Annotated in this window: 7 protein-coding genes; 1 reads left to right on the forward strand and 6 read right to left on the reverse strand. The window is 32.1% G+C overall.

Annotated features, from left to right (window positions below):
- Both KHB02_RS25485 and KHB02_RS25490 read right to left on the reverse strand, forming a co-directional pair.
- Nucleotides 1-2,103, reverse strand: coding sequence for a Mu transposase C-terminal domain-containing protein (locus KHB02_RS25485; RefSeq protein WP_213144146.1), 2,103 nt, complete (start codon nt 2,101-2,103; stop codon nt 1-3).
- Nucleotides 2,103-2,744, reverse strand: coding sequence for a TnsA endonuclease N-terminal domain-containing protein (locus KHB02_RS25490; RefSeq protein WP_213144145.1), 642 nt, complete (start codon nt 2,742-2,744; stop codon nt 2,103-2,105). Before KHB02_RS25490 ends, KHB02_RS25485 begins: the two co-directional genes overlap by 1 nt.
- Before the next feature lie 69 nt (nt 2,745-2,813).
- Here KHB02_RS25490 and KHB02_RS25495 point away from each other — a divergent pair, with 69 nt between their 5' ends.
- The gene (locus tag KHB02_RS25495) at nt 2,814-4,610 is read left to right on the forward strand and encodes a TniQ family protein (RefSeq protein ID WP_213144144.1); all 1,797 of its coding nucleotides are present in this window, start codon (nt 2,814-2,816) and stop codon (nt 4,608-4,610) included.
- 127 nt (nt 4,611-4,737) lie between these two features.
- On the opposite strand, the gene KHB02_RS25500 is transcribed toward KHB02_RS25495, so the two are convergent.
- The 4 genes from KHB02_RS25500 to KHB02_RS25515 form a co-directional block, all read right to left on the reverse strand.
- Nucleotides 4,738-4,995, reverse strand: coding sequence for a DNA-binding protein (locus tag KHB02_RS25500; RefSeq protein WP_213144143.1), 258 nt, complete (start codon nt 4,993-4,995; stop codon nt 4,738-4,740).
- 69 nt (nt 4,996-5,064) lie between these two features.
- The gene (locus tag KHB02_RS25505; protein ID WP_213144142.1) at nt 5,065-5,385 is read right to left on the reverse strand and encodes a hypothetical protein; all 321 of its coding nucleotides are present in this window, start codon (nt 5,383-5,385) and stop codon (nt 5,065-5,067) included.
- 124 nt (nt 5,386-5,509) lie between these two features.
- Complete coding sequence (locus KHB02_RS25510) at nt 5,510-5,980, reverse strand: SMI1/KNR4 family protein (RefSeq protein WP_213144141.1); 471 nt, start codon at nt 5,978-5,980, stop codon at nt 5,510-5,512.
- 150 nt (nt 5,981-6,130) lie between these two features.
- Nucleotides 6,131-6,598, reverse strand: coding sequence for a hypothetical protein (locus tag KHB02_RS25515; RefSeq protein WP_213144140.1), 468 nt, complete (start codon nt 6,596-6,598; stop codon nt 6,131-6,133).
- Between the last annotated feature and the right edge of the window lie 145 nt (nt 6,599-6,743).

Genomic DNA, 6,743 nt, shown 5'->3' on the forward strand with positions numbered 1-6,743 from the left:
CTACGCCAGCTCCTTTTTGTCCTTTTTCATAGTTACATCCCAACTTGGAAGATCTTCAACATCTGTGTCTTCGTATTCGATATACCAATTATCCTCTTTATCAATTTGAGATTTCTTCTTATTCTTTTGTTTCACTGCCGGCTCTTCATCAATAATTATTATTTCATCATTTATTGAAGGAGTATTTATTTTACTCTCAGTGGGGATAATAGCGTTGCTATTCGTTTCAGCCTTTAAAGGTTTTAGTACTGTATCAGTGATGAAATCAGAATCTTGATAATTGGAATCCACTTGTTCTTTATTTCTTTTCCATTTTTTGATTTTCCTTTCATCTTGTTCACGTATTAATTCCATCTTACGTTTTGTTTTTGCTCTGTTACTTGAACTGAATGTTTTTCTTGTTTCCGTTCTATTTTTGGAATCAAGTTCCAAAGCCAGGTATGGAACTGGCAAGTCTAAGTTTACTTTTTTTCTTTTTAGTCCAGTGAATTCAGCGGTAATATACTTATTATTTATTGGGTCATAGACATACGCCTTTCTCATATCACTCAAATCGAATCGAACTCTTACCTTTTCTTCCTCACGTTTGAATTTCTCTAAAAGATTCTTCAGTTCCATTAGCTCAGGACTATAATAATATTCATTTTGAATTACTACCCCTTGCTGTTGAATAATTCTTAATTCTGATCCACCCATAAGGATGATTTTTAATGATTCAACACTCCGTGGAATCTGAAGCATAAGGCGTTTATTATCTTCAATTCCTTGCACCCATAGGTTGTGGGGAGAATTCCCTCGCCTTCGATCGTAACTATTTGCTACTATATCAACCATGCCGAGATGTGCCATATAGATAAAGCCCTGAATAGTAATGCAAGCTTTCTTCTGAGAATCATATCTGCCTTTTTCTATAAAGTTTGAAAAGGTAGTACCTTTTTGATTATGTATAAACATGGTGTTTAACCTTCTAAAGGCTCTTTCAATTGTTCCCTTTTGATAGCCTGCATCAATTTTGCAAAATTGAACTTCCTTCACACCTAACTGAAGGCAAGCCTCCTCAAACTCATATGAATCATTGACACTAGCATTATCAACTACAATGGTATGTGGAATGCCATGTGCCACCCACTCGTTTTCAACTAAAGGATATAATTCTTTCAAGTAGGTTTTAGGCATAATTAAATGTATTAAGCATTGTTTTAAAGCCCTGCTGTCAACTGGTTTAAAAGTAACAAAAAAGCCCAATGGCATACCAGTACACTTATCAATGGCATATATTAAGTTCGGCCTCTTAGGTTTAAGGTCGGCAGGATCAATCATCATGAGATCAACTGGAGTCCAGTCTATTTCTACTCTTTGGAGAGGTCTTGTTGCAACAACCTCTTCTTTAACCCCATCTCTTTTTAATTTTGCTAATACTGTGCCTTTTTTAGGTAAATCAACTTTATAAATATCCACTAACTCCATAAATCTCCTTCTCACTTTCGAAGGAGAAACGTAATTTAACTTTTCAGTTTCTTCTCTATTTAGATTTTCTTCATCTATCCTTAAAGTAAATTCCGAATGAATATCTTCGATAGTATATTTTAGTCCTTCATACACATAATGTTCTAAATAGTGATCAATAGCACCATCTAGGATTGTTTGGATGTCTTCTGAAATTTTTGGACCCTTGGGGCCAGACTTGAAAGCCACAAGAGCTCTAATATCTTCTGTACATTCCCATCTTTTTTTCCATTCATAAAAAGCAGATTTTTTCACTTCTCCATTTAATGAATCTACATAGCCCTTAATTTCTGAGGGTAATATTTCACCTTTTATAACGGGTTCTAAAATTTTATAACGTCTGATTGCTTCATTTTTTGACTTTTCATCCAAATCATCTATGTTTTGTACTCGTATATACTCTTGTTCAGTTTCTTTTTTTCTGAAAACTAATAATCCTTCCCACCATAATTTCAGCAGCTCGTCTTTTTTCCATAACTCAGTCTGTTCATAATTAATATTTTCTAATTCGTAATCTCTTTCTAACTCTTTTCTTACTAAATATTCAATCCCTCTAATTAAAAACTTAGAGCCTGCTGAAAAATAATATCCCGCCATTAATTACTCATCCTTTCTACAAAAGATTCATCACTAATTGGAGCAGAAATTAAATCAATTTTTAATTGATTTGTATACACTAAGTGATATATATTACTTTCAACTTCTTCATCATTAAATTGTATTATACTCTCTTTTAAAGTAGCTATATTCGCTTTCCCGCCTAACTCTTCTAGTGTTCTAAGAACATCATTCATAACTTTTCTGCTGGTCGAGTCTAGTCTTACTTCGGACAATATATCTAGATTTTCTATTAAAAATCCTTTTCGAATATCCTTCTCAGTCACCACTACATACTTCATTTTTCTTTCGCTACAGAACTTCATTCCAACCTGAAACTTTATTTTATTCTCTTCATCTTCAATTTTTTCAAATGCCTTAACCTCGTAAATATACTTCTTCATATCATTTTTTAAAACGAGGAAGTCAGGAAAATACTTTCTCTTTTTTCCTTTATAGACAAAGTTGATTTTTTCAGGCTGGAATTTAAAAGATAGGACGGTCGGATCATAATCAAGAAGTTTAATAAAATCTCTTTCTAGAGTACTTTCCCAAGGAATCATTCGGTGCATTTTGGTACTATTATGCTTTCCTCTAAAACTAAGCTTGCTACTGGCTTTAATTTTCCTTGAAGCTTCCATTAAATCCCGCCTCCATTTACATAATTTATCCTAGCGAGGGGAATATAGGATAAAAAGGTAGGTAATTGTATGTTGCTTTTTTTTCCGAAGCCTTATTCACAAGAAACACTATTAAGTTTCATTTACAGGGTAGCTAGAGAACACGAGATGAGTAATCTGGATTGGATATTCGAGTTGATTGAAGAAAAATTATCAATTAATGTGGCACCTGAAAGAGTAAATTGGTTAATGGGAGCTGAACTTAAATCTATAGCTGAGTTTCTAGGAATTACCCTGAGTGAAGCAGAGAAGTTAACGGTTTATCATCACTTCGAGAGGAATCACATGGAAGTACGCAAAGAATCAAAAAATGTATGGTTTTTATATAAGAAAACGAGGTTCTGTCCTTTATGTCTTAAACAAGGGGGACATCAGAGAAAGTCTTGGATAAATTGCCATTCAATTATGTGTGTAGAACACTGTACATTATTATTGGATAGTTGCGAAAAATGTTGTAATATTTTGAACACTAAGTCTATTATACTTGATGAGTGTACAATTTGTTACAATAAACTCTCAAATTCACCTATTAAAGCGAATTTCCCCAATAAGTTCATCGAATATCAGCAGATATTGAATCAAATCCTCGAAGACAATACATTGTTACCACTTAATGGTTGGATACAAGATTCTGCAACCTTTCTAAAAGCTTTAGATTTTTTAGCCTTATGGGCTGTGAAAATGATTCCTACAGAAGAGCTCTCTATCCCTACATATAATATGAATTTTAAAGGAAACATTCTTGAGAGAAACCATTTGAGGAACTATCGCACTGTAGAACAAGCAGCATGTTTATACAGTTATATTTTTCAGATCTTTAATAATTGGCCAAGCGAATTTAAGGAATTTATAAAAAAAGCAGAAAACAATAATGGTGAAGCATACCGTAGTTTTATTAAGTATGGTATTCCAAGGATTATCAACACATCCTTGTGGGAAATTTCCAGATCCTTTACAAATTATGTAGCATTAGAAAAAGGGAATTTAACTGGGAATCAATATTTAAGGTCTGATGAAGTCAAGTATTTATATCCAAAGTTTAATGGAAGTATTATTAATACTGGCCTAATCAAATCATATAAATTTAGTATTTTAGGTTCCAATCTTACAGTTATTGATAAAAGGGAATTGGAATTCTTTATGAACAAATTTGAAAATAGTTATACCAAAGAAGGATTGAGAGAAATATGGGGAACAAGCGCAAAGGCTACATATGCTATTTTAAATGATGGGATAATGGAAGGAGCTTTTTGGTTTAAGTCCGGCAGTGCATATAACTGGGTAATCCCTAAAACTTCTATAAGTTTTTTTGAAGAAAAAGTTAAACAGGGGTCCATAAAAGTTATTGACAACCCTACTTCACTGAATGAAGCTATTGAGTGGATTGGTCCAGATAATGCACATTTGCTAATTAGAAACATTTTAATAGGTTCGATTAAGTATACCTATGATTCAAACAAATTTTCGGATTTAATATTAGATAAAAGGAATCTCTACTTCCAAATTCGAGAAGAGATATTTAAAAGCAGCCGAAATTCTAAAGTTATCTCATTAAGAGACATATCGTTTCTTTTAGGAATTAAAAAATCAGATATTCTGCATTGGATAGAAAGTGGTCGATTTGGTGAGTTTGACCTTGAAGGTACTAACGGCATTCCATTTCAAAACTTCATGGACTTTCATGAGAGGTTTATAACAACATTAGAGCTGGCAATCACACTTAACCTTCATATCAAACAGGTGATTAAAAAATATACATTAGGAAAACTGATTTCTATATCTGGTCCCCAAATGAACGACGGAAAAAGACTTTTGTTTTTACGATAAAAATAGAGGGGGGATACTTAGGTTCGTAAAAGTAATCAACATATTCGGAAACAAATTAAAATAATAAGCCTGTATCTATCAATTTATTTAGTGACACAGGCTTACCCTTCTTCAACATAAGCACCCGTTACTTCAATAAGGATTTTGTTGCTTGCTTCATCCAATCTTTTATATCCTCTTCATTGTGTAAATACGAAGTGGGCGAATCTAATATATCTATACCACTAATTATTTTTAACAAATCCCAAACAATTTCGTCATTAATAGTGGGGGCATCAGCCATCACGTAGTACGAAGCCCAATCAGATACTTCTTCCCTTGTCATTTCGCCATTTAGAATTGATTTCAATCTATCTATTATATCGCTTACAGTTGGTTGATTCATTTTACATCCACCCGACTTTCCTTGACTAAAGCACCAGATACTTTAAGTGTAATATTTCACAATCTAAATTTAGTTATTAATTTCGTTTAAAGTTATCTCCACTACCATTTTAAGTAAACTATCACCATCTGCTACCTTTTTTAATGCTTCTTTTGATAGTTCAGGTTCGAAGGAATAAACTTTGCTTGCTACTGCAAATTTGACATAATCATTTTCGTGATTGAGGTACATAATCATTTTTTTCAATTGATTGCTTTTACTTATTTTTTCAAAGATTTTTTCTGCTCTTGAATCAAGTTTATTATTAAGTTTATCATTAGCATCTTCAAATGCTTTCCCTTGTTCTATAATTAAAGAAACATATTCTTCTATAAGTTCATCGTTTTTCATATCATACCGTCCTAAGTAACAATACATTTTTTTTCTGTAACTACAAGTTCCTTATTTTGAATCCCAGTTGTCTCTATAAAGGTATTCCACTAGATTTCACGTTTGTTGAATAAGGAAATATCATTTAACATTGATTTTCCATAAAAGTTTCAGCTTCATAACCATCAACTGGATAATCATCAATCATAACAGAATTATAATAAAATTGAGGAATAGAACATTCGAGGCTAATGTAAATTTCTCTCGGATTTACATCTTCATCCTCCCATAACTCGTCATGAAAAACATAACCTATGTTTCTCGTGTTTAAATCTATTACAATGAGGTCACCATTAAGTCCAGAACCAATTATAAACAAACCATTATCAATACAACGTTTGTATTGATTGTTTTCGGGCATTTCATTTACAATATCAAAATTAACATGTTTAAATTTTATGTTTTCTTTAAAAGAAAACTCTTTTAAAAAAGAAATTACATCTTCGGGAATTTGATAATCCTTTAAAAATTTATTTGTACTTGAACTAAAGTCAACTTTTATAAGATTGTGTTTATCAATTTTCTCTAATGCTTTTCTAAATAATCCTATATCCATTTTCAATATCCTTCATATATCATTTTAGCTATATTTTATCATGTGCTTGTTTCACTAAACTGCCCGTTACTTCAATAACTTCAACAAAAATAAGCGATAATCCTTATTGGCTCATCGCTATCCGTTAGTTGAAGAAGATTATCTTATTTTCTAAGTTTTTATTTTTCTAATCTTTATATCCGAGCAATGTATAAGTATTTTCGTTTGTGAAAATAAAAAAATTTCATGTTGTACTTTCCTTTTACTCAACGGAAGGATCTCATCATAGCCCCAATCATCAAGTCCTTTTCTACCACCGAAGACAATTCCATTAGGCCTATTACCGTAAACATTTCTTGTAATATCAAAATCCATTAAAAACTTACGAACGTTTAACCATTGTATTTCATATATCCCCGCACCTTCTTCATATTGCTCAATGACCATTTTAATTGTGGTCGGGTCCTTTGTTATCCCATTTTCTTGATTCAATAGTGTAAGAGAAACAACCTTACCATCATGAAATGAATGGTTTTTTAAAAAATTTGATGTCTCTTTATTAAATCTGGGTAATATTTTATTTAATTCCTTTGCATAGCCAACTACATTCCAATGGTCATCATCTACAAAATACTTCATTGAATAATTCTCCTCAAACTATCGAAATTACTTATCAAATATTATCTCAGAAAATGGCCCGATTGTGGAATACAAGTTAAACGACACTCTTCAACTATCCTGCCCCGTTAGAATAAGGGTCAATGGTTTAACCATCTTAAAAAAG

This window comes from Neobacillus citreus (assembly GCF_018343545.2).
GTDB classification, from domain to species: Bacteria; Bacillota; Bacilli; order Bacillales; family Cytobacillaceae; genus Neobacillus; species Neobacillus citreus.